The organism is Calidifontimicrobium sp. SYSU G02091, assembly GCF_022631395.1.
Taxonomy (GTDB): Bacteria; Pseudomonadota; Gammaproteobacteria; order Burkholderiales; family Burkholderiaceae_C; genus Calidifontimicrobium; species Calidifontimicrobium sediminis.
The window spans coordinates 31681-55012 of the sequence record NZ_JALBGB010000025.1 but is presented as its reverse complement, the minus strand read 5'-3'; the positions used below and the strand labels follow the sequence as shown (position 1 = coordinate 55012).

The 23332-nt window shown below is 72.3% G+C and carries 23 protein-coding genes and 1 pseudogene; 5 read left to right on the top strand and 19 right to left on the bottom strand.

The window, feature by feature from the left end; genetic code table 11:
- Window positions 1–187: 187 nt before the first annotated feature.
- Window positions 188–892, top strand: a complete 705-nt coding sequence (locus tag MOJ79_RS14620) for a haloacid dehalogenase type II (RefSeq protein WP_241924808.1) — start codon at window positions 188–190, stop codon at window positions 890–892.
- A 36-nt stretch (window positions 893–928) separates the two neighbouring features.
- Here MOJ79_RS14620 and MOJ79_RS14615 read toward each other — a convergent pair whose 3' ends face one another.
- The 6 genes from MOJ79_RS14615 to MOJ79_RS14590 form a co-directional block, all read right to left on the bottom strand.
- A complete protein-coding gene (locus tag MOJ79_RS14615) occupies window positions 929–1459 on the bottom strand; it encodes a hemerythrin domain-containing protein (protein WP_241924807.1) in 531 nt (176 codons plus the stop codon).
- A 51-nt stretch (window positions 1460–1510) separates the two neighbouring features.
- Window positions 1511–2830, bottom strand: coding sequence for a TRAP transporter large permease (locus tag MOJ79_RS14610; protein ID WP_241924806.1), 1320 nt, complete (start codon window positions 2828–2830; stop codon window positions 1511–1513).
- Window positions 2830–3336, bottom strand: coding sequence for a TRAP transporter small permease subunit (locus MOJ79_RS14605; RefSeq protein WP_241924805.1), 507 nt, complete (start codon window positions 3334–3336; stop codon window positions 2830–2832). Before MOJ79_RS14605 ends, MOJ79_RS14610 begins: the two co-directional genes overlap by 1 nt.
- Window positions 3337–3416: 80 nt before the next feature.
- On the bottom strand, window positions 3417–4484 hold the full coding sequence (dctP, locus tag MOJ79_RS14600) for a TRAP transporter substrate-binding protein DctP (RefSeq protein WP_241924804.1): 1068 nt from the start codon (window positions 4482–4484) through the stop codon (window positions 3417–3419).
- Window positions 4485–4512: 28 nt separating this feature from the next.
- The gene (locus MOJ79_RS14595) at window positions 4513–5325 is read right to left on the bottom strand and encodes a sterol desaturase family protein (RefSeq protein WP_241924803.1); all 813 of its coding nucleotides are present in this window, start codon (window positions 5323–5325) and stop codon (window positions 4513–4515) included.
- 65 nt (window positions 5326–5390) lie between these two features.
- Window positions 5391–6146, bottom strand: coding sequence for an alpha/beta fold hydrolase (locus MOJ79_RS14590; protein WP_241924802.1), 756 nt, complete (start codon window positions 6144–6146; stop codon window positions 5391–5393).
- Window positions 6147–6208: 62 nt separating this feature from the next.
- Here MOJ79_RS14590 and MOJ79_RS14585 point away from each other — a divergent pair, with 62 nt between their 5' ends.
- From MOJ79_RS14585 to MOJ79_RS19115, 3 genes are all read left to right on the top strand, one after another.
- The gene (locus MOJ79_RS14585; RefSeq protein ID WP_241924801.1) at window positions 6209–7459 is read left to right on the top strand and encodes an iron-containing alcohol dehydrogenase; all 1251 of its coding nucleotides are present in this window, start codon (window positions 6209–6211) and stop codon (window positions 7457–7459) included.
- Between the two features lie 164 nt (window positions 7460–7623).
- Entirely contained in the window at window positions 7624–8223 is a 600-nt protein-coding gene (locus MOJ79_RS14580) for a GntR family transcriptional regulator (RefSeq protein ID WP_442863129.1), read from the top strand.
- Between the two features lie 47 nt (window positions 8224–8270).
- Window positions 8271–9560: a polysaccharide pyruvyl transferase family protein gene (locus MOJ79_RS19115; RefSeq protein ID WP_241924800.1), complete on the top strand. Its 1290-nt coding sequence runs from the start codon at window positions 8271–8273 to the stop codon at window positions 9558–9560.
- A 28-nt stretch (window positions 9561–9588) separates the two neighbouring features.
- Here MOJ79_RS19115 and MOJ79_RS14570 read toward each other — a convergent pair.
- Window positions 9589–11192: pseudogene (locus MOJ79_RS14570) on the bottom strand (GMC family oxidoreductase).
- 134 nt (window positions 11193–11326) lie between these two features.
- On the opposite strand from MOJ79_RS14570, the gene MOJ79_RS14565 reads away from it, so the two are divergent.
- A complete protein-coding gene (locus MOJ79_RS14565; protein ID WP_241924799.1) occupies window positions 11327–11854 on the top strand; it encodes a CBS domain-containing protein in 528 nt (175 codons plus the stop codon).
- Between the two features lie 87 nt (window positions 11855–11941).
- Here MOJ79_RS14565 and MOJ79_RS14560 read toward each other — a convergent pair whose 3' ends face one another.
- From MOJ79_RS14560 to MOJ79_RS14505, 12 genes are all read right to left on the bottom strand, one after another.
- Window positions 11942–12424, bottom strand: a complete 483-nt coding sequence (locus tag MOJ79_RS14560; RefSeq protein ID WP_241924798.1) for an NUDIX domain-containing protein — start codon at window positions 12422–12424, stop codon at window positions 11942–11944.
- 175 nt (window positions 12425–12599) lie between these two features.
- Entirely contained in the window at window positions 12600–13046 is a 447-nt protein-coding gene (locus tag MOJ79_RS14555; RefSeq protein WP_241924797.1) for an OsmC family protein, read from the bottom strand.
- A gap of 16 nt (window positions 13047–13062) precedes the next feature.
- Window positions 13063–13347, bottom strand: a complete 285-nt coding sequence (locus MOJ79_RS14550) for a metal-sensing transcriptional repressor (protein WP_119353163.1) — start codon at window positions 13345–13347, stop codon at window positions 13063–13065.
- A gap of 59 nt (window positions 13348–13406) precedes the next feature.
- A complete protein-coding gene (locus MOJ79_RS14545; protein ID WP_241924796.1) occupies window positions 13407–13637 on the bottom strand; it encodes a YgaP family membrane protein in 231 nt (76 codons plus the stop codon).
- 18 nt (window positions 13638–13655) lie between these two features.
- Window positions 13656–16967, bottom strand: coding sequence for an efflux RND transporter permease subunit (locus MOJ79_RS14540; RefSeq protein ID WP_241924795.1), 3312 nt, complete (start codon window positions 16965–16967; stop codon window positions 13656–13658).
- 10 nt (window positions 16968–16977) lie between these two features.
- Window positions 16978–18033, bottom strand: a complete 1056-nt coding sequence (locus MOJ79_RS14535; protein ID WP_241924794.1) for an efflux RND transporter periplasmic adaptor subunit — start codon at window positions 18031–18033, stop codon at window positions 16978–16980.
- 108 nt (window positions 18034–18141) lie between these two features.
- Window positions 18142–19470, bottom strand: coding sequence for an OmpP1/FadL family transporter (locus MOJ79_RS14530; RefSeq protein WP_241924793.1), 1329 nt, complete (start codon window positions 19468–19470; stop codon window positions 18142–18144).
- A 61-nt stretch (window positions 19471–19531) separates the two neighbouring features.
- Complete coding sequence (locus MOJ79_RS14525) at window positions 19532–20158, bottom strand: Rieske 2Fe-2S domain-containing protein (protein ID WP_241924792.1); 627 nt, start codon at window positions 20156–20158, stop codon at window positions 19532–19534.
- A complete protein-coding gene (locus MOJ79_RS14520; protein WP_241924791.1) occupies window positions 20155–21006 on the bottom strand; it encodes a universal stress protein in 852 nt (283 codons plus the stop codon). Before MOJ79_RS14520 ends, MOJ79_RS14525 begins: the two co-directional genes overlap by 4 nt.
- 20 nt (window positions 21007–21026) lie before the next feature.
- Window positions 21027–21455, bottom strand: a complete 429-nt coding sequence (locus tag MOJ79_RS14515) for a hypothetical protein (protein WP_241924790.1) — start codon at window positions 21453–21455, stop codon at window positions 21027–21029.
- Window positions 21446–22399 carry a sulfite exporter TauE/SafE family protein gene (locus MOJ79_RS14510; RefSeq protein WP_241924789.1) on the bottom strand — a complete coding sequence of 318 codons (954 nt, stop codon included), beginning with the start codon at window positions 22397–22399 and terminating at the stop codon, window positions 21446–21448. Before MOJ79_RS14510 ends, MOJ79_RS14515 begins: the two co-directional genes overlap by 10 nt.
- Window positions 22400–23332, bottom strand: a complete 933-nt coding sequence (locus MOJ79_RS14505; protein WP_241924788.1) for a dimethyl sulfoxide reductase anchor subunit family protein — start codon at window positions 23330–23332, stop codon at window positions 22400–22402.

The window sequence follows — 23332 nt, the reverse complement described above, 5'->3', positions numbered from 1 at the left end:
CATCTGCTTCATCGTCATCCTCGCATCTTGCATCGACACCTCCAACGCATGTCACTACGATGCGGTGGACTTGATCAGCGTTTCCCTAGAAGGGGCCGCGACCGTGGGTCTGCCCGATGGCTGTCTGCATCCCTGTTGAGCTGCCCCGCCGCCGCGCGAACGGCGCGGCACGGGTGCCGGCCGTGCGATGAATGCGCCGGGCGCACTCGTCTTCGACGTCTTCGGCACCGTCGTCGACTGGCGGTCGACCGTGATCGCCGAGGGCCGCATGCGCGGCGCGCGCCTCGGCCTCGACGTCGACTGGGCCGCGTTCGCTGACGACTGGCGCGCCGGCTATCCGCTGGCGATAAACGAGGTGCGCCGCAGCGCGCTGCCGTGGACCAACCTCGACGGCCTGCACCGGCGCATCCTCGACCGGCTGCTCGCGGCCCGTGGCATCGTGCTCGACGATGCCGAAGCCGCCGAGTTCAACCGCGTCTGGCACCGCCTCGACCCCTGGGCCGACAGCCTCGAGGGACTGACGCGGCTGAAGGCGCGGTTTCCGATCGCGACGCTGTCGAACGGGAACGTGCGGCTGCTCGTCGACATGGCGCGGCACGCCGGGCTGCCTTGGGATGCGATCTTCAGCGCCGAGCTGTTCGGCCACTACAAGCCCGACCGCGAGGTCTATCTCGGTGCGTGCCGCCTGCTCGACCTGCTGCCGTCGCAGGTGCTGATGGTCGCGGCGCACCCGAGCGACCTGCGCGCGGCACGCGCCGCCGGCCTGATGACGGCCTACATACCGCGCCCGCTCGAGCGCGGCGCGGGCGCGGCGATGGAGCCGTGGAGCGACGGCGAGTTCGACCTCGTCGCCGACGACTTCGTCGACCTCGCGCGCCGACTCGGCGTCTGACCCCGGCGCCGGGCGGCTCGGGCGGCCGATGGCCGCTCACACCATGCCCCACTTCGCGGCCGGCAGCCGCGACAGCAGGACCGCGATCGCGAGACGGTCCTGCGCGTCGGGCGACAGCAGGCATCGCGCGAGCGGCACCAGCACCTCGTCCTCGAGCTGGGCGTGCTGTCGATAGGCCTCGACGAGGCGGCGCAGCGCCTGCGCGTCCACCGCCTCGCGCTGGCCGGCCGCGATGCCGTGCAGCGAGCGGGTCGCCTGCGTCCACAACCGCTCGAGCTCCTCGTGCTCGGCCTGCAGGTGCTGCGCGAGGCCCAGGACGCTCTCGCGCTGTTCGGCGGTGGCGTCTGCGCGTGCGACGAGCGGCCAGAACTCGCGCTCCTCCTCGCGATGGTGCGGCACGATGACCTGCTCGAACACGCCCAACAGGTCGCACGCCGACGCCCGCTGCTCGTCGCCGTAGGGCGTCTCGGCGGGCCACGCCGCGAGCTGCTCGAGCTGTGCCAGCGCGTGGCGGATCGCGTCGTGCGCGCCGAGAAACAGGGCGAAGGGGTCGCGGGTGGGCTTCATGGTGCGTCCTGTGCGGGCTTGCGTGCTCGCGGCGCCACGGCCGGCTCGTCGTCAGCGCAGCTGCAGCGCGAGCTGCGGCAGCCACGTCACCAGGGGCGGCCAGTACAGCGTCGCGGCGAGCACGATCAGCTGCAGGCCGATGAACGGCACCATGCCGGCGTACATGTGCCGCATCGTGATCTCCGGCGGGGCGACGGCGCGCAGGTAGAAGATCGCGGGCGCCAGCGGCGGCGTCAGGTAGCTGGTCTGGATCATGATGAGGAACAGGATGCAGAACCACACCGGATCGAAGCCGGCGGCCGTCACCAGCGGCGTGAAGATCGGCAGGAAGATCAGGACGATCGAGATCCAGTCGAGGAAGAAGCCGGCGATGAACAGCACCAGCAGCAGCAGGAGCAGCAGCGCCCACGGCCCGAGGTTCATCTCGCCGATCAGCGTGCTGGCCAGCCCGATGCCGCCGCTGCCGACGAACACGCCGGTGAACAGCGTCCCGCCGAGCAGCACGGCCATGATCATCGCCGTCACACGCACCGTCTTCAGCAGTGCGTCGTACATCCCCACCCACGTGAAGCGGCCGTACATCACCGTGAGCAGCACCGCGCACACGCAGCCGATGCTCGCCGCCTCCGTCGGCGAGGCCACGCCGCCGAGGATGGAGCCCAGCACCGCGACGATCATCGCCAGCGGCGGCACGAGGTTGCGGGCCGTGATCGCGAGCTTTTGACCCAGCCCCGGCTCGTCGGGCTCGCGCGGGATCCGCGGCCCGTGCCCGGGCTTGACGATGCACAGCGCCAGGATGTAGACGAGGTACAGGCCGGCCAGCAGCAGCCCGGGCAGCACCATGCCGTACATCAGGTCGCCGACCGACACGTTGGCCAGCGGCCCCATCACGATGACGACGACCGACGGCGGGATGATCGTGCCCAGCGAACCGCCCGCGCAGATGACGCCGCTGATCAGCCGCTTGTCGTAGCCGTAGCGCAGCATGATCGGGATCGTCAGCAGGCCCACGATCGACTCGGTCGCGCCGATGACGCCGCTCGAGGCGGCGAAGATGATGCACATCACCACCGTCGCGATTGCCAGCCCGCCTGGCAGGCGCCGCGTCCAGATGTGCACCGCCTCGAAGAGCCGGTCGGCGATGCCCGACTTCTCGAGCACCGCGCCCATGAACACGAACAGCGGGATCGCGGCGAAGACGAAGTTGGACGCGAGGTCGTCGATCTTCTCGACGAACTGGTGGACGACCGCCGCGCCGAAGGTGACGAGACCGAACAGCGTTGCGGTCAGCAGCATCGCGAACGCGACCTGCACGCCGAGGAACATCAGCCCGAACGCGACGGGCAGCATCAGGAACGGCAGGTACTCCATCACGACGGCCGCCGAGGTTGCGCCAGCGCGGCGAGCGACTTCAGCAGCTCGCACAGCACCTGCAGGCACAGCGTCGCGAAGGCGACGCAGAAGACGAGCCGGAACGGCCACACCGGCAGGTTGAGCGCCGACTGGCCGGACGTCTCGCCGCGCGCGTAGCCCTCGCTCATGTAGCGCCACAGCGTCGCGACCAGCCAGACCAGGATCGGCAGCACGAGGGCGTAGACGACGGCGTCGACGGCGTGGCGCAGCCGTCGCGGCATCTTGCCGCTGAGGACGTCGATGCGGATGTGCTCGCCCTGGCGCAGGGTGTACGCCAGCGCCAGCAGGAAGTGCGCGCCGGTGAGCGTGTAGCCGACTTCGTAGGCCCAGATCGTCGGCGCGCCGTACGCATACCGCGCCACGACCTCCCAGGTGGTGGCCAGCACCAGCGGCACCAGGAGCAGCGCGGCGAACGTGCCGATGCCCACGACCAGCCGTTCGGCATGGCCGATGAAGTGATTCACGGATGTCCCCTGTGGTCAGCGGGCCGTGGCGACCCGCGGCAGCGGCGCGCGCCTGCACGGGCGCGCGCCGCGCGAGACGCTCAGGCCCTCTGCACCTTGACCTTGCGCCAGCTGTCGGCGTCGCGCCAGGCGAGGTCGAAGTCCTGCTGGCTCTTGTGCACCCGCGCGAACCACTTGAACTTGCCCTCCTGCGCGGTCTTCGCCGCCCACTCGAGCCCGAGCTTGCGGGTCGCGAACTGCACCTCGTCGTCCAGCTCGATCATCGTGACGCCGTTCTTCCTGTAGAAATCGAACGCCTTCGCGTCCTCGACACCGATGCGCGCCCAGCTCTCGAACGTGACCAGCTTGGCGACGACTTCGACGAGGCGGCGGTCGTTGGCGGGCATCTTGTCCCACACGCCCTTGTTGATGACGAGCTCGAACGGCGCGCAGGGCTGGTGTACGCCGGGGTAGCTCAGGAACTTGGCGACCTTGAAGAAGCCCGGCGAGATGTTTTCCCACAGCGTGCCCCACTCGGTCGCGTCGATGGCGCCGCGCTCGAGCATCGGGAACACGTCGCCGCCGGCGGTGGTGACCGGGGCTGCGCCGAGGTCCTTCGCCATCTCGAGCCACGCCCCGGCGGTGCGCAGCTTCAGCCCCTTGAGGTCGGCCAGCGTGCGCACCGGGCGGCGCGAGTGCAGGAAGACCTCCGCGGTGCGCATGAACAGCGGGAACGAGACCACGCCGTCGACCTCTTCGCGGAACTCGCGCTGCATCTCGGCGCCGCCGGCCTCGTACAGCCAGTGCAGCATGCGCTCGGCGTCGAAGCTGCCGGCGTAGCCGCCGAACAGCACCGTCGTCGGGTCCTTGCCCCAGTCGTAGCCGATCCAGGTGTGGCCGCACTCGGCGAGCCCGTTCTTGACGGTCTCCGGAACCTTCAGCGCATTGCCGAGCGCGCCGCCCGGGAAGGTCTGGATCTTGAAGCGCCCCCCGGACAGGAGTTCCATGCGTTCGGCGAACGCCTTCGCGCCGATGTCCATCAGCGGGCCGCCCGCCCAGCCGGTGGCCATCTTCCAGTTGTAGGTGGGTCCCGTCTGCGCCTGCGCGCCGACGGTGGCGAGCATGCCGAGCCCGGCCACGCCGGTGCCGATGAGGTGGCGTCGTTTCATGGTGTGTCTCCTGGAGGGTTGGAAGGGCTCAGGCCAGCGCCTGCTTTTCCTCGGGGGTGAGGATCGGGCCATCGAGCGTGACGCGCTGCTCCTGGGTGTCGCTGTTGCGGAAGCGCGCGACGATGGGTTTCAACTCGGGCTTGATGTAGGTCTCGTCGTAGCCGTTGAACAGCGTGCCGATCAGGCCGCGGTTCAGGTCGCTCGTCCCCATGATCCAGTCGAAGATGGGGAAGGTCAGGTTCATGTTCTTGTGCATCATGATTCCCTGGTTGTGGTGCGCGGTGTGGTGGCGCCGGATCGTGTTGATGAACGGCATGTGGCGCACGAACCAGTTGTCCTTCACGTGGCAGCACAGGTGGAAGACCTCGTACACGAGGTAGTGCCCGACCATCGTGATGTAGAGGATGTAGCCGGCGTTGGGGTTGAAGATCTGCGCGGCGATCCAGCCGAGGATCGTCCCGGCGACGCCGAGCACGATGAGGACGCGCCACGGGAAGAACACGATGCGGAACTCCCGCGGCGAGTCGATCGTGATGTCGTTGTCGGTGAAGTACTGGTGGTGCTCCCGCGTGTGGCGCTCGTAGATGGCCCGCAGCGCGAACACGTCGATGCGGCGGTGCATCACGTACTTGTGCATGGCCCACTCGATGAAGTTGCCGGCGAGGAACACCGGCACCACGAGCAGCCACTCCCAGGTGGCGTTGTCGAGCTGGTTCAGGCAGTACCAGATCGCCCCGATGCCCACCGCGAACATCACGCCGGTGTGCACGAAGCCGTTGTAGAAGGGGCTGATGCGGCCCTTGTACTGCTCACGGAAGCGGCGCTGCTTTTCGGTCATCATGATTCGTACCTCCATGACATGTGACTGACATATCAGTGGCATCGTAGAAGTCGTGGCGAGCGGTGTCAAGCCTCGAGAAAGGCGCGCATCGCCTCGCCGACGGTGGTCGTCGCCTGCGACAGTGCGGCGTGCCCGACGCCGGGCAGCGGCATCCACCGGCTCGCGCGCAGGTGGTTCGCCAGCCACAGGCCGTGCCCCAGCGGGCACTGGTCGTCGGCCTCGCCGTGGATGACGAGCGCGGGCACGGTGACGGCCTGCGCGGCGGTGCGCAGGTCTGCGGCACGCACCGAGGCCCAGCTCGCGGCGACCGCATCGGCGTCGGCGACGGCGGTCAGTCCCAGCCGCCGCGCCCGCGCGTGCGCTTCCTCGGCGACCTCCCGGGCCGACTCGCCGCGAAACCACACGGCGCCCGGTACCGCGCAGGCCGTGCCCGAGACCAGCACGATGCGGTCGATCCCGGCCTGCCCGTGGCGCGCCAGCAGCGAGAGGATCACGCTGACCCCCATGCTCCAGCCCGCCAGCGCGACCGGCCCGTCGTGACGGCTGCGCAGACCGTGCAGCAGCGCGTGCACGAGGTCTGCGTAGTGGTCGATGTGGTAGTAGGCGTCGTGCGTGCGCGTCTCGGCGGCCGACCAGCGTGGCGACAGGCCGCGGCCGGGGAGGTTCGGCGCGACGCAACGGCGCCGCAGCAGGTGGGGCAGCACGGGCGACCACGCATCGGCGGTGCCCTGGATGCCGTGGATCAGCACCAGCGGCGCGCCGGCGCCGGCCTGCCGAAGCTCGAGGCTCGCAGCGATGCGACTTGTGTCGCCCACAAACATGCCAGTAGTATGTCAGTGATGTACGGCAAGTCTCTCAACGTGGCGACGACCACGCATCCGTCATGACCCTAAGTCCCGACAACCCGATCACCCTGTGCACGCCGCCGCGCGTGCTGTGCGCCGACGGCGCGCGCTTGCGCATCGCGCCGCTGTGCCGGCGCCTCGGCTGGCGGCGCGCCCTCGTGGTCACCGACCGCTGGTTCGTCCAGCACAGCGCCGAGTTCGGCGGGCTGCTCGCTGCGCTGCGGGGCCACGGCGTCGCGGTGCACGTGTTCGACGGCGGTGCGCCGGACCCGTCGACGACGCTGGTCGACGAGGCGACACAGTGGGTCGCCCGCGAGGGTGTGGCGCCCGACCACCTGATCGCGTGGGGAGGCGGCAGCAACATCGACCTGGCCAAGGCGCTGTCGGTCACGATCCCGAACGCGCGGCCCGTCGGCGAACTGGTCGGCCACGCCGACTGGCCGGTCGCGCCGCTGCCGCTCGTGGCCGTGCCCACCACTGCGGGCACCGGCTCGGAGATCACGCCGGGCGCGATCCTCGTGCAGCCGGGCAGCGCGACGAAGGTCGCGCTGATGGCCAACGGCTTGCGGCCGGCCGTCGCCGTCGTCGACCCCGAGCTGACGCTCACGTGCCCTGCGCGCGTGACCGCCGATGCGGGCCTCGACGCGCTGACGCACGCGATCGAGTCGTGGCTGACGAAGGACGCCATCGACTTCGACGTGGAGGGCGACCCGGATCCCGGCTACAGCGGCCGCAGCGAACTCACCGTCCTGTTCGCCCGCGAGGCGACGGCGCTGGTGTTCCGTCACCTCGCCACGGCCTTCGAGCACCCGCAGGACCGGCAGGCCCGCCGGGGCATGGCGCGGGCCAGCCTGTATGCCGCGATGTCGTACGCGACGGCAGGCCTGAACGCGGTCCACGGGCTGGCGTATGCGCTCGCCGGGTTGACCCACGCGAGCCACGGCAGCACCAACGCCGTCATGCTGCCCTACGTGATGGACGCGCTGGTCGACGTCCGGCGCGACGAGCTGGCCGAGATCGCACGGCTGGCCGGCGCGCAGGGCGCCGACAGCCTCGCGCTGGCGCGCTCGGCGCCCGTGCTCACGCGCGAGCTGGTCCGCCGCGTCGGCATCGCCACCGATCTGGTAGCGTTCGGGGTCGCTGAGGAGGACCTGCCACGGCTGGTGGCAGATGGGCTGGCGGTGAAGCGCTTGGCGAAGGCCTGGCCCGGCGGGGCCGTGGCCGACGACTACGCCCGCATCGTGCGCCACGCGTTCCACGGCGAACTTTCCGGGTGCAGGCGTCGATGACCAGAAAAATCGCGGACCGGCCAACGCAAGGCCTCGCTCGAAAATCGGCCTCGGGCCGCAGCAGCGCGGCCCGCCGGGCCGTCAAGCGCGCGACCGATGCGGCCCGACGTGACCACGCGCCGTCACCGAGTCTGACGACACAGGCCTACGAGCGCATCGAGGAGATGATCGTCCAGCTCGAGCTGCGACCCGGGGCGGCGATCAGCGAGGCGGAGCTGTCGGCGCGGCTGGGCATCGGGCGAACCCCGGTGCGCGAAGCGCTGCAGCGCCTGGCGCGCGAGCACCTCGTGCAGATCCTGCCGCGTCGCGGCGTGCTCGTGTCCGAGCTCGACATCAAGCGGCAGCTGCGCCTGCTCGAAGTGCGCCGCGAGGTCGAGCGCCTCGTCGCGCGCTTCGCTGCGCGCCGCGCGACCGAGGCCGAACGCAAGCAGTTTGCCGATCTCGCGCGCGAGTTCATGACGGCGGCGAAGACCAAGGACCAGACGCGCTTCATGCGCGCCGACAAGGCGTTCAACGACCTGTCGGTGCGCGTGGCGCGCAACGAGTTCGCTGCCGGCGCGATGGGCTTGATGCACGGCCTGTCGCGGCGGTTCTGGTTCCTGCACCACCGGCAAGCGGGGGACATCGAGTCGATGGCGTCGCTGCACGGCGCACTGGCCAAGGCCATCGCCGACGGCGACGAGCCCGGCGCCGCCAAGGCATTGGATGCGCTGATCGACTACACGACGGCGTTCACGCGCGAGACCGTCAGTACCGATTTCTGAGCGCGCGCCCGCGCCCCGCCGTCCCGAGCCCCCGAACCGCGCCGCCGGTGAACCACCGCCGTCGCCCCCGCGACGACCCGCACGACCGCCTGCCGCCCGGCGGCGCGGCCGGCGCGCCGGGCGGTGCCGAGCCGGCGCGCTCACCGGCGTCGCTCGTCGTCTTCGGCGCGTTCGACCGCCACAACCTCGGCGACCTGCTGTTCGCGCACCTCGCGCAGGCGCTGCAGCCCGGCGAGGCGCCGATCTTCGCCGGGCTGGCCTCGCGCGACTTGCGCCCGCTCGGCGGCCATCGCGTGCACGCGCTGCCCGAAGTCGCGGCCGAGCTCGGCGAGCGTCCGGTGCGCGTGCTGCAGCTCGGTGGCGAGCTGCTGACCTGCACCGCGTGGCAGGCCGCGGTGATGCTGCTGCCGCCCGGGCAGGTGCAGCCGACGCTGGCGTGGCTCGCGCATCGTCCGTCGACGCGCCGGCGCTGGGTGCGCGACGTGCTCGGCCGTGACGATCGCGCGCCGTACCTGCTCGCGCGCGGGGCGCTGCCGCACGTCGCTCACCTCGTCGTCGCCGGCGTCGGCGGCGTCGACCTCGCGCGCTGTGCACCGGCGATGCGCGCCGAAGTCGCCGCCAAGCTGCGCGCGGCCGACGCGCTGAGCGTGCGCGACCGGGTCACGCAGCGCGCGCTGCACGACGCCGGCGTCGAGTGCGCGCTCGTGCCCGACCCGGCGGTGCTCGTCGCGCAGGCATTCGGCGCGCGCATCGCCGCGCAAATGCAGGCAGGCGAGGTGCAGCGCGCCACCGCCGCGTTCGCCGACGGCTACGTCGCCGTGCAGGCGAGTGCGGCCTTCGGCGACGACGCGACGCTCGACGTGCTGGCCGCGCAGCTGCGCGCGGTGCAGGTTGCCACGGGCCTCGGCATCGTGCTGTGGCGCGCCGGCGCCGCGCCGTGGCACGACGACCTCGGCGTGCTGCAGCGGCTGGCCGCGCGGCTGCCGGCCGCCGGCGTGCGCGTGTTCGAGTCGCTGCACCTGTGGAAGACGTGCGCCGTCGTCGCCGGCGCGCGGGCGGTGTGCGCGAGCAGCCTGCACGCGCGCATCGTCGCGCTGGCCTTCGGCCTGCCGCGCGTGAGCCTGCGTCCACCCGGCGAGCCGGGGCAGCGGCGCAAGCTCGCCGCGTGGATCGCGACCTGGGATGCCGACACCGGCGGCCCCGTCGACGTGCCGCACACGGCCAAGACGCTGCTCATGGCGCTGGCCACACCCTGCGCGGCGCTGCGGCAGGCGGCGGCGCAGGCCGTCGCCGCGTGGCAGGCGCACTGGCCATCGCACGGGCCGCCGCGGCAGTAGCCCGCCGTGCGCGGCACCATGCCGCGCGTCAGACCGGCGCCGCCTTCGCCGCTGCGCGGATCAGGTCGGCTGCCTTCTCGGCGATCATGATCGTCGGCGCGTTGGTGTTGCCGCTGACGATGGTCGGCATCACCGACGCGTCGACGACGCGCAGCGCCTGCACGCCGTGCACGCGCAGCTGCGCGTCGACGACGTCGGCCGGCCCCGGACCCATGTGGCACGTGCCCACCGGGTGGTAGATCGTGTCGGCGTGGCGGCGCACGAACTGCTCGATCTGCGCGTCGTCGCGCGCCGCGGCCGACGTCGCGAACTCGCGCGCGCCGTGCGCCGCGAGCGCCGGCTGCGCGAGGATCGCGCGCGTGATCTTGACGCCGCGCACCAGCGCGTCGACGTCGCTGCGTTCGGCGAGGAAGTTCGGGTCGATGCGCGGCGCGGCCAGCGGGTCGGCGCTGGCCAGCGCGACGCTGCCGCGGCTGGCCGGGCGCAGCAGACACACGTGGCACGAGTAGCCGTGGCCGAACACCGTCTTGCGCCCGTGGTCGACGAGCTTGCCGATCACGAAGTGCAGCTGCAGGTCGGGCGTCGCGACGTCGGGCGGCTGCGCACGAAGCCGCCGGCCTCGGCGAAGTTGGTCGTCAGCATGCCGGTGCGCCGGCGCCGCCACTCGACGATGCCCCTGACGGCGCGCACCGCGCCGGCCAGCGAGATGCCGAACAGCTCGGTCAGGTGCGGCGCGTCGTAGCCGAGCACGACGTCGGGGTGGTCGTGCAGGTTCGCGCCGACGCCGGGCAGGTCGTGCACGACGGCGATGCCGTGGCGCTGCAGCGCGGCACCGGGCCCGATGCCCGACAGCATCAGCAGCTGCGGCGACTGCAGCGCGCCCGCGCTGAGCAGCACTTCGCGCCGCGCGCGCAGCGTGCGCACCTGGCCGCCTTCGCGCACCTCGACGCCGACGGCGCGGCGCCCCTCGAAGACGACGCGCAACGCCTGCACACCGGTGCGCACGTGCAGGTTCGCGCGGCCGAGGTGCGGCGTCAGGTAGGCCTTGGCGGCGCTGCAGCGCTCGCCGTCGCGGTGCGTGACCTGGTACAGGCCGAAGCCTTCCTGCCCGGCGCCGTTGAAGTCGGGGTTCAGCCGGTATCCGGCCTGCTGCGCGGCCTCGACGAAGCGTTGCGCGAAGCGGTTCGGGCTGCGCAGGTCGGCGACGTTCAGCGGTCCGCCGGTGGCGTGGAACGCGTCGGCACCGCGCTCGTTGTGTTCTGCCTTGCGGAAGTACGGCAGCACGTCGTCCCAGCCCCAGCCGGGGTTGCCGGCGGCGGCCCACGCGTCGTAGTCCTCGCGCTGGCCGCGCAGATAGATCATCGCGTTGATCGAGCTCGACCCACCGAGCACCTTGCCGCGCGGCTGGTAGCCGCGCCGACCGCCCAGCCCCGGTTGCGGCACCGTCTCGAAGGCCCAGTTCGCACCGCCGGTCTGCGCCAGCACCGCGAGGCCGGCGGGGCAGTGGATCAGCACGCTGTCATCGCGCGCGCCGGCCTCGACCAGGCACACGCTCGCATCGGCGTCCTCGCTCAGGCGCCCGGCGAGCACACAGCCGGCGGAGCCGCCGCCGACGATGAGGTAGTCGTACACGAGGTGTCTCCCGCGCCGCGATGCGCGGGCATCTTAGGGGCCGCGCCCTCGGCGCCGGTAGTGACGCCACTCCACGCCGGCGGGCCGCGCGGCGCGCACATACTTGCCGTACCGCACGTCCTGGAGGAACCGCCATGACGATCGCCTCGATCTGCACCCGCACCGTCGTCACCGTCGACGCCGGGGCCACGCTCACCGATGCGGCGCGCCGCCTGCGCGAACACCACGTCGGCGCGCTCGTCGTCACGCACACGACGCCCGACGGCGACGCCGTCGCCGGTGTCGTCACCGACCGCGACCTGGCCGTCGAAGCGCTCGCGCGCGGGCTCGACGCCGGCGCCGTGCGCGTCGGCGCGCTCGTGCGCGGGCCGCTGGTCGCGGTGCCCGAGGACGCCAGCCTGGCCGACGCCGTCGCGCAGATGCAGCAGCACGGCGTGCGCCGGCTGCTGGTGTCGGGCGCGCAGGGGCAGCTGGTGGGCGTCGTCTCGCTCGACGACGTCCTGGGCGCCTACGCCGAGCAGCTCGGCGCGCTGGCGCAGGTCGTCAAGGCCGCGCTCGCGCGCGAGGTGCAGGAGCGAGCGGCACTGGCCGCACCGCCTCTGCCGCCGCTGCGCGTGCCGGCGATGGGCACGGCCGGCTGGCAGCCGCCCGGCGGGTTCTGACGCCGCGCGCTCGCGGGCGGCGGCGCCGCGCTGCCGTCGCGACGCCCCCGACGAGGCGCCCCGTGCGGGGCACCGGTGGGGCAGCGTTCAGGCGGCCACCGGCGCGTGGCGGCGCAACCGCTGCAGCACGCGCGGCAGGTCGACGCGGCTGACGAGCACCGACGCGAGCTTGGGCCGGCACTGTACTGCGACCGCGTCGAACGCGAACCAGCCGAAGGCGTCCATCTCGGGCAGCTTGCGCCCGCTCGTCGGGCACGTGAAGCGGCTCTCGCAATGCAGGCCCTGCGGGTCGAGCCGCGGCTGCAGCGTCGCGAACAGGTGCAAGTCGGTGCGCGCGGTGTAGGCGAAGCGGCCGAGGTCGAGCAGCGCGGCGTCGGCCAGCGCGAGGCCCGTCTCCTCACGCGTCTCGCGCAGCGCCGCCTCGCGCGGCGACTCGCCGGCGTGCGCGCCGCCCTTCGGCAGGTCCCAGTGGTCCTGGCCGGTGACGTGACACAGCAGCAGCTCGGCGGCGTCGTTGACGATCACGATGCCGCAGCTCAGACGCCGGGAGCCCCACTCGAACGCTGCCATGCACCCTCCAGGGCAACGCGCTGCAACGATCACGCGCGGCGCGTGCCTGCGGTTGACACCGGCGCGACCACTGCCCCGCAGACGCGGGGCGTGCGTGCGCCATTGCCGGGAGGCTAGCGGCGTCGTGTGACAGCGATCGGTCGAAAAGGGGGCGCATCGGCGCCGCCGCGCGGGCCTACTTCAGCCGCGCGCCGTGGGCGTCGAAGACCTGCACCGTGACCGGGATGCCCTGGCCGACGCTCTGCGTGACGGTGCAGAACGCCTCGAACTGGGCCAGCACACGGTCGAGGTGCTCGAGTGCGTCGGCCGGCACGCCCAGCGTCAGCACGGCGCGCAGGCCGAGCACGCGCAGCCGGCCTTCGGCGTTGCGGCCGACCTCGGCGGTGACCTCGGCCGTGATCGGCTCGGGCTGCTGCTTGAACTTGCGCAGCGCGAACAGCAGCGAGTCCGACAGGCAGTTGCCCACCGCGGCGGCGAGCAGCTGCATCGGCGACGGGCCGGCGCCCTGGCCCAGCGGTGGCGGCTCGTCGCTGCGCAGCACCGGCACGTCGCCGCCGAAGTGCACGTCGAACTGGTAGTCATGCGCCTGCGTCAGGCGCACCGTCACGCTCTTCTCGCTCATCGCGACCCCGCGCGCGTCAGCGCACCTTGCCCAGCAGCGTCTGCACGTCGTCGAGCACGGCGTGCAGCTCGCCGCGGCGGCCGTCGCCGACGCGCGAGGCGAGCTCCTGCTCCATGAAGCACACCGTCATGCGCACGTAGGTGGCGTCGAGCGCCTTGCGCACCGCGGCCATCTGGCTCGCGATGTCGAGACAGGGCTGGCCCTCCTCGATCATGCGCTGGATGCCACGCAGCTGGCCTTCGGCGCGCTTGAGGCGGTTGAGCAGGTCGGTACGGCTCTTTTCGTCGGTCAGCATGGACATGGCGCAACCCCGGTCGTCAGGACGGTCGTTCGAGGCGGCCATTGTCGCGCTCCCGGGGCTCAGCTGGCGCAGGCGGTGCCGGCCTTCGATTCCGGCACGCCGAGCTTCTTCAGGATCAGGCCGAGCGGGCAGAAGTTGGTGAAGCCGAACTGGAACAGGTTGAAGCCGACGAAGGCGGTGAAGGCCAGCCACCACTTGCTGACGAACAGCGGCGAGCCTTCGACGCCCAGCGCCAGCGACAGCATGATGAACAGGCCCGCGAAGATGCGGATGTAACGTTCGACGGTCATGGGTTCACTCCTTGGGGTTCACGAGGGAAGCACCGGGCTTTCGAAGCGGCGCCGGTACGCCGCGTAGTACAGGACCGGGATCACGACGAGCGTCAGCAGCGTCGACACCAGGATGCCGAAGATCAGCGAGATCGCCAGCCCGTTGAAGATCGGGTCGTCGAGGATGAAGAAGGCGCCGATCATCGCGGCCAGCGCCGTCAGCGCGATCGGCTGCGCGCGCACCGCGGCCGAGTTGACGACGGCCTGCTTGAACGGCACGCCTTCCTTCACCTGCAGGTCGATGAAGTCGACCAGCAGGATCGAGTTGCGCACGATGATGCCGGCCAGCGCGATCATCCCGATCATCGACGTCGCGGTGAAGTTGGCGCCCAGCAGCGCGTGGCCGGGCATCACGCCGATGATCGTCAGCGGGATCGGCGCCATGATGACCAGCGGCACGCCGTAGTTGCGGAACTGCGCGACCACCAGCAGGTAGATCAGCACGAGCCCCACCGCGTAGGCCGCACCCATGTCACGGAAGGTCTCGTAGGTGACCTGCCACTCGCCGTCCCACTTGATCGCGTACTCGCGGAACGGGTCGCTCGGCTGGCGGATCCAGTACTCGCCCAGCGTCGTGCCCGGCAGCGCCGCTTCCGCCAGGCGGCTGCGGATGCCGAACAGGCCGTACAGCGGCGAGTCGGGCGTGCGCCCGCCGGCGCCGACGTCGCCGAAGACGTAGCTCACGTGCTGCAGGTCCTTCGTGTATAGCGGCTTGTCGATGACGCCCTTTTCGACGCGCACCAGTTCCGACAGCGGCACGAGCTGGCCGTTGGCCGCGCGCAGCGGCAGTGCGAGCAGTGCGTCCAGCCCCACCTGCGCCTCGCGCGGCAGCTGCAGCCGCACCGGCACCGGGTACTTGCTCTGGCCGTCGTGCAGCCACGCGGCGTCGGCGCCCGACAGTGCGCCGTGCACCGTCTGCGCGACCACCGCCACCGGGATGCCGAGCGACTCGGCGCGCTGGCGCTGCACGCGCAGGAAGGCGCGCGGTGCGTCCTCCTTCAGCGTGGTGTCGACGGCGACGATGTCGGGCGTCGCGTGGAAGGCCTGCTCGATGCGGCGCGCGAGCGCCTGGCGGCCGGCCTCGTCGGGGCCGTAGACCTCGGCCACCAGCGGGCTCATCACCGGCGGGCCCGGGGGCACCTCGACGACCTTGATGCGCGCGCCGTGCGCGGCGGCGATCTTCTCGAGCTCGGGGCGCAGGCGCTGCGCGATCGCGTGGCTCTGCTCGTGGCGGAACGCCTTGTCGACGAGGTTGACCTGCAGGTCGCCCTGCTCGGCGTCGGCGCGCATGTAGTACTGGCGCACGAGACCGTTGAACGTGATCGGGCTCGCGGTGCCGGCGTAGCCCTGCAGGTCGCGCACCTCGGGTTGCCGGGCGAGGAAGGCGGCCATGTCGTGCAGCGCGGCGGCGGTGTCCTCGAGCGGCGTGCCGGCCGGCATGTCGACGACGACCTGGAACTCGCTCTTGTTGTCGAACGGCAGCATCTTCAGCACGACCCACTGCACCGCGGCCAGCCCGACCGACAGCGCGAGCGCGGCGACGATGCCCGCGGCGAGCAGCCAGCGCTTGCGCGCACTGTCGAGCAGCGGCATCAGCAGCGCGGTGAAGAAGCCCGACAGCTTGGCGGCCAGCCCCTTCGGCGCGTGGTCGGCGCCGGCGTCGTGCGCGGCGTGGCCGTGCGGCTTCATCAGCTTGAGCGCGAGCCACGGCGTCACGGTGAACGCGATCGCCAGCGAGATCGCCATGCCCATGCTCGCGTTGATCGGGATCGGCGCCATGTACGGGCCCATCAGCCCGGTGACGAAGGCCATCGGCAGCAGCGCCGCGATGACGGTCAACGTCGCGAGGATCGTCGGCCCGCCGACCTCGTCGACCGCCAGCGGGATGATCTCGGCGAGCGGCTTGCCCGGCGTCAGCTGCTGGTGGCGGTGGATGTTCTCGACGACGACGATCGCGTCGTCGACGAGGATGCCGATCGAGAAGATCAGCGCGAACAGGCTGACGCGGTTGAGCGTGAAGCCCCAGGCCCAGCTCGCGAACAGCGTCGCCGTCAGCGTCAGGATCACCGCCGCGCCGACGATCACCGCCTCGCGGCGGCCGAGCGCCAGCCCGACGAGGACGATCACCGAGCCGGTCGCGAACGCGAGCTTCTGGATCAGCTTGTTGGCCTTCTCGGCCGCGGTGGCGCCGTAGTCGCGCGTCACAGTGGCGCGGATGCCTTCGGGGATCACGGTGTTGCGCAGCTCGTCGAGGCGCTGCGTCGCCGCCGCGGCGACGTCGACGGCGTTCTCGCCCGGCTTCTTCGTCACGGTGATCGTGACCGCCGGGTACGCGGTGCCGGCCGGCCCGACGGCCTGACCGCCGGGCTGCGCCTCGGCCGGCGCCGCGCCGGGCGTGAACCACACGTAGCGCTGCGGCTGCGCCGCGCCGGGCTCGACGCGCGCGACTTCGCGCAGGTACACCGGCTTGCCGGCGTGCACGCCGACGACGAGGTCGCCGACCTCCTCGGCCGAGCGCAGGAACTCGCCCGTCTCGACCGTCATCGCCTGCCCGGCCGCGCCCATCACCTGGCCCGCGGGCATCCCGAAGTTGGCGGCGGCCAGCGTCTCGCGCAGCCGCACGACGTCGATGCCGCGCTGGCGCAGCCGGCTCGGGTCGAGCGTGACCTGCACGACGCGCCCGGGCCCGCCGATGGTCTGCACCTCGCGGCTGCCGCGCACGCGCTTGAGCTCGGCTTCGACGGTGTGCGCGACGCGCTCGAGCTCCTCGGCGCTGCGCGCGTCGTCGGCCCACAGCGTCACCGCGAGCACCGGCACGTCGTCGATGCCCTTCGGGCGCACGATCGGCGGCAGCGTGCCCAGGCCCGCCGGCAGCCAGTCCTGGTTGGCGTTGAGCACGTCGTACAGCCGCACCAGCGCCTCGGTGCGCGGCACGCCGACCTGGAACTGCACCGTCAGCACCGCCACGCCCGGGCGCGAGACCGAATAGGTGTGCTCGATGCCGTGGATCTGGCTGAGCACCTGCTCGGCCGGGCGCGCGACCATGTTCTGCACGTCGGCGCTGCTGGCCCCGGGGAACGGGATCAGCACATTGGCCATCGTGACGTTGATCTGCGGCTCTTCCTCGCGCGGCGTCACGAGCACCGCGAACAGCCCCACCAGCAGCGCGACAAGCGCCAGCAGCGGCGTGATCGCGTTGGCCTGGAACGCGCGCGCGAGCCGGCCCGACACGCCCATCGGCGCGCCCGGTTCGCCCGCCGTGTCGGCGGCGGCTTTCAGCTCCGTCGTCATCGCGCGCCCCTCACGGTGCCGGCGTCGCACCGGCGAGGCCGGCGCGCACCGGGTCGGTGGCCACGCGGTCGCCGGCCTTCAGCCCGGCCAGCACCTGCACCTGCTCGCCCACCGGCGCGCCGGTGCGCACTGCACGCAGCACGAAGCGGTCACCCTGCACGACGTAGACGGCGGTCAGCTCGCCGCGCTTGAGCAGCGCCGCGGCTGGCACGGTGGGCACCGCGTCGGTGGCGGCGGGTGCCGACGGCGCCGCGAAGCGCACGCGCACCGTCGCCCCCGGAAGCTGGCCGGCGGCGGCGTCGGCGGGCAGGTCGAGCCGCCACTCGACGGTCTGCGACACCGCGTCGGCCGACGGCAGCGGCGTGACTTTGGCCGGCGCGATCCACTGCGTCGCGCCGGGCAGCAGCACCTCGACGCGCTGCGCCGCACGCGCCAGCGGCAGCCGCGAGGCAGGCACCTGGACGACGGCGCGCAGCGCACCGGGCACGTAGACGGTGGCCACCGGGCGGCCCGGCGCGGCGAGGTCGCCGGCTTCGAGGTGCGTCGCGAGCACGACGCCGGCGAACGGCGCCGTCACCGCGGTGAAGCCGCGCGCCAGCGCCGCCTGCGAGCGCGCCGCCTGCGCCTGGCGCAGCGCGGCCTCGGCGGCCTTGAACTGCGTCTCGGCGACGTCGAGCGCGGCCTGGCTGACGAACTGCTGCGCACGCAGCTCGCGCGTGCGCTCGACGTGGACCTTCGCGTTGCGGAACGCGGCCTCGGCCTGCGCGACGCCGGCGTCGGCCTGCGCGACGCCGGCGGCGGTGTCGCGGTCGTCGATGCGCGCGAGCACCTGGCCGGCCGTGACGCGGTCACCGGCCTTGACGAGCAGTTGCGTGACGTTGCCGGCGACCTGGGCGGCCACCGTGCTCTGGCGCAGCGGCTCGAGGGCGCCGTCGAGCTCGAAGCCGGCGGCGGTGGCGCCGGTCGCGACGGCGACGGTGGCCACCGGGCCGGCGGCGGTGGCGGTCCACGGGGCGGCCGCCAGGGCGGCGGCCGCGGCGAGGGCGATCAGGGGCGGGCGGTACACGTTCATGGTCCGGAGTGTCGATCCGGACCGAACTGTACCACATACCTACTAGGGTATGTGGCGCCCGCTTTCTTCCCACCGGCCGGCGTGGGCGCCGGCGGGTGGGCGTCAGAAGCGGTGCGTGTACATCAGCTGGACGTTCAGCTGGCGGTGCGAGATCTCGATGCCGGTGTTGGTGTTGGTCACGGTGTTGGTCGAGGCGACGGTCACGGAGCCGTTGAATTCGCTGGCCGGCGAGAACTTGTAGCCGAGGCCGACGGTGTAGTGCTTGTCGACGGTGGCTGGGAACAGCGGGTTCACCGTCGCATCGGGGACCGGGTTGTCGGCCAGATTGACGCCCCCGCGCAGCGTCAGCTGACCGTTGACGGCATAGGCGACGCCCACGTTGAAGATCGTCTGGTCCTTCCAGTTCTGCGGGATCGCGAAACTGACCGAACCGCTCGCGTTGTCGAACTTGAACTTGAAGTCCTTCATCACGCCGGACCAGTTGACCCGCTTGACGTCGGCGGCGACCAGCAGCGACGGCGTGGCCTGCCAGCCGAAGCCGGCCGCCAGCATCGACGGCCACTGGAAGTCCTCGACCGTGATGCGTCCCGGGATCACGATGCCGCCGTCGGCGCTCAGGGTCGCGCCGGACGACGAGGTCTTCATGTCGTTGAGCCGCGACTGGATCTGGTAGGAGGCACCCAGCGTCAGGTCCGGTCGCGCCTTGTAGACGAGGCCAAGCTTCGCGGCCCAGCCCATGGCCCTGGCCTTGCCGGTGAAGTCGCTCGAGTCGGAGAAGTCGATGCGCGCCCACGACGCGCCGGCCAGGGCGCCCAGGCCCGCATAGAGCGGACCGTCACCGCCGGTCACCAGCGGCACGAGGTCGCTGCCGGGCGCTGCGAACCGCATGTCGAGCCCGGCCCACATCAGGTCGAGCGTGCCGCCGAGCGCCAGCCCGGGTGTCACCTGGTAGGCGAGCGGCAGCAGCACGCGGCCGACGCCGAGTTCCGAGCGCACCGGCTCGCCCGATCCGGCGGCGAGGAACGAATCGGCCTTGTACTCGGTGCCCATGCCGCCCTGGGCGAACACGCCCAGGCCGTAGACGATGTCGCCGTTGCGCCGCACGTAGCCGAGGGCGGGCATCACATACGAGGTGCCGCCGGACTTGGCCGAAAACGGCCCGACGCTGCTCTCGATGTGGGGACCGAGCAGGCCGAGGGCGACGTCCAGGCGCGCCCCCTGCCCCATCAGCGCAAGCGTCGCCGGGTTCTGCGCGAGCGCCGCCGTGCCGTGGTCGATCGCCTGCGAGGCACCCCCCATCGCGGTCGAGATCGGCCCGTAGCCTTCCATGTTCATGCCGTTCGTCGCCAGCGCCGGCAGCGCGCACGCGAGCGCCGCCGCGAACGCGGCCGCGCGCAGCGGGGTCCTGATCGAATGCCTCGTCGTTCTCATCGTCGTGTCTCCTCGTCTCCGGGGGGTGGGAAAACCGAATGAATGCCATGCACCGGCGCGCTCACCAGCGGGCGTACAGCCGGCCCTTCTCGACCTTGGTCGGCCACTGTCGCAGCGGGCTCGTGCCCTTGGCGATGCACTCGCCGCTGCGGATGTCGAACTGCCACTGGTGCTTCGGGCAGGTCAGCGTCGTGCCCTGCAGCGCCAGGTGCGGGATGTTGGTCGTCTGGTGCGGGCAGCGGCTGTCGTAGACGCGCCAGCCCTTGGCGTCCTTGTAGACGAACAGGCCGCGGCCGTCGCAGTCGACGCGCTGCACGCTGCCGGCCTTGACGCCCCTGGTCGGCATCACGTCGTGCCAGGTGCCCTCGGCGCCGAGCGCGGCCGGCTGGAACTCGGGCAGGTCCATCGCGAGGATGATGTCGACTGCCCACACGATCTTGGCCAGCCCGAGCGCCGGGAACGCCATCAGCAGCGCGTCGAGCACCTCCATCGGCGTGACGCCGTCGCGCAGCGCGCGCCCGAGGTACTGCTTGAAGCCGCGCTCGGTCTGCGCGTGCACTTTGGTGATGATCGAGATCAGGTCGCGCGTCTTCGGGTCGAGGTGCTTGCCGCACGCCTTCAGGAACGCGAAGTAGTGGCCGACCGCGTCGGGGCGGGCCTTGACGAGATAATTCAGTGCGTCGCTCATGCCTGCGTTTCCTTCGGGACGCCCACCAGCACCGGCCGCTCGGCCAGCCCGATGACTTTCTGCGCCGTGCCGCCGAGCCATGCGCGAGTCGCCACCGCGCCGCCGTGGCGGCCGACGACGACGAGGTCGGCGCCGGTGGCGTCGGCCGCGGCGACGATCTGCTCGTAGGGCCTGCCGCTGCGCACGGCGCCCTCGGCGTCGACGCCGCGCGCCTGCGCCTGCCCGCGCGCGTGCGCGACGACCTCGGCGGCGGCGGTGTGCTGCGCCGTCGCGCCGCCGTCGACGACGCAGGTCACGTGCAGCGGCAGCGCGCACTCCTGCGCGAGCCCGACCGCGATGTCGGTCAGCGCCTGCCGCAGCGCGGCGGGCGCGCCGGGATCCAGCGCCACCAGCACGCGCCGCGACCACATCGCCGCCGCACGCGGCACGAGCAGCACGCTGCACGGCGCGTGCGCCACGACTTCGCCGACCATGCTGCCGAGCAGCAGGTTGGCGAGGAACCCGCGGCGGCCGCGCCGGCGCGCGACGATGAGGTCGCTGCCGAGTTCGCGCGCCTCCTCGACGATCTCGAGCGACGGCTCGAGCCCGCGGCGCACGTGCAGCGCGATCTCGACCCCGGCGGCGCGCGCGGCCGCCTCGAGGTCGCGGCACTTGGCCGCCGCTTCGGCGTCGGCGCGTTCGGCGAGTTCGGGGGCCACCAGCTCGTACTCGGCGTTGCTGACCACCGGCAGCACCGCGGCCAGCGGCACGCCGCAGCGCGCCGCGAGCTGCAGCGCGATGCGCTCGGCACCGACGTCGAACTCGGTGTGCTCGGTCGCCAGCAGCAGGCGCTCGAAGACGTGGCCCATCGCGTGCCCTCCGCGGTGCGTCAGTGCCCAGCCGTCAACACGCCGGAGGCGGCGAGCACGACGACGGCGATTTCGGCCGCGCAGATCGCGGCGTACAGCCGCTCGCCACGGCGCAGGTACAGCCCCACCAGCGCAAGGAGCGCCAACAGCGAGCAGCCGGCCAGCACTGCGATGCCGACCAGGTTCGCGACGTCGCCGCGGTGCGCGAAGCGCACCCACTGCCAGCCGGCGGGCAGTCCCGTGGCCTCGAGGAACTGTGATACCGGCAGCGCCCAGACCTCGGGCAGGCGTTCGAGCGGCACGTGCGGCGTGACGAACCCGAACGCATAGGCGACGAACGCGGCGACGAGCACGGCCAGCCCGATGCGCGTGCCCGCGTCGAGCAGCCGCGCGTACAGGACCTGCTCGGGCGGCTGCCCGCTGCCCGGCGACGCGGCGCTCACGGCCACACCCCCAGTCCCTTGAGCAGCGCGCGCACGCCGGCGAACAGCAGCAGCGCGATCACCATCTTGCGGATCACCGACGCCTTGAGCACCGTCAGCAGCCGCGCGCCGATCTTGGCGCCGAGCATCATGCCGACCACCGACGGCACCGCGATCATCGGCAGCACCGCGCCCTTGTTGACGTAGACCCACGCCGCCGACGAGTCGACGAGCGACAGCACCAGCCCCGACGTGCCGGCCGAGACCTTCAGCGGCGCGCCCATCAGCAGGTTCAGCGCCGGCACGTTGGCCCACCCGGCGCCGATGCCGAACATGCCGGCCAGCACGCCGATGCCGAGGAACACGACCAGCCCCAGCGGCGTGCGGTGTACCTGCCACTCGACGCGCCGCCCGGTGGCGCCGTCGGTGAAGACGCCGTGCAGCTGCAGCGCGCGGCCGAGCGCGTCGGGCCGCTCGACGTGCGGGAACTCGCTCTTCTTGGCCACGAACATCAGCGCGACGATGCCCAGCACGATGACGCCCAGCGCCGTCTGCACCACCGCCACCGGCAGCGCCAGCCCGAGCAGCGCACCGGCGATCGAGCTCGCCGACGCGAGCAACGCCAGCGGCAGTGCCAGGCGCACGCTCGCCAGTCCGCTGCGCATCAGCGTCGGCGCGGCCGCCAGCGCGCTGGCCAGCGCGACGAGCAGCCCGGCGCCGCGCACGAAGTCGAGGTGGAACGGGAAGAAGCCGCCGACGATCGGCACGAACAGCGTGCCGCCGCCGATGCCCGCCGGCACCGCGACGATGCCCATCAGAAAGCACGCGACGAACAGCGCCAGCGGCCAGACCCACCACGGCGTCCCCGGCGCTGCCGCGGTGGCCGCGTGCGCCGGCAGCGCGGCGGCGGCGAGCACGGCCGCGGCGAGCACGGGCCGCAGCGGGGCGACGGCGCGTCGCAGGTCACGCATTCAGCCGACCACCTGGTAATACAGGTTCTGCGGGTGGTTGGCCTGCGCGAAGAAGAACCAGCGCTCGGCCAGCAGGCCCACGTACTGCACCGCGAACGCGAGCGCGAACCACGTCGCCGAGGCGCCGCCCAAGCCGAGTGCCAGCAGCGCCAGCGGCAGCACGAACGCCAGCGCGACGAAGGCCCACTTGACGTTCTTCAGCACCGATGGGGTCTGGCCGTGGAAGAACTCGCGCGTGTTGAACGAGCCGCCCATGAAGCCCATCGAGCGCTGCACGACGCGCGGGTGCTTGACGCCGATCGCGGTCTGCAGCGTCGACTTCGGCTTCAGCCGCGCGTTGCGCACCAGCGACGCGCCGCGCGTGACGAGCCCCGCGAGCGTCAGCGCCAGTGCCGCGAGCGCGAACGGCCGCGCCAGTGCCGGGGCCTGCGCGGCCGCCAGCGCCGACGCCAGCGTCAGGCCCGACGCGCAGCCGAGCACGAGGTAGTTGACGACGGTCAGCGCACTCGCCCACTCCTGGATGAAGCGCACCGACGCGTAGATCATCGCGGTGCAGACGAACAGCGCCAGCGCCGCGAGCGCCGCAGCCGCGCCGAGCGCGCGCGTGGCCGGCAGGCCGAGCGCGTGCGCCGCGGCCCACGCGAGCGCGAGGCCGCCGAAGGCCGGCAGCACGATGACTTCGCGCGACAGCCACGACGTGCGCCACATCGCCGCGGCGCGCCACGCACGCTCGGGCCGGCCGAGGTGGAAGAACGACGCGGCGAGGCCCAGCCCGGTCAGCACGACGGCCACGAGGCCGCCGAACGCGAGGAAGCGTGCCTGCCCGTCGCCCGCGCCGAAGCCGGCGAGCTCGGCGGCGAACAGCGCGAGGAACAGACCCTGCGCGGCGCCGATCAGCGTCGTCAGGAAGATGACGGAAAACGCCGGTTGCAT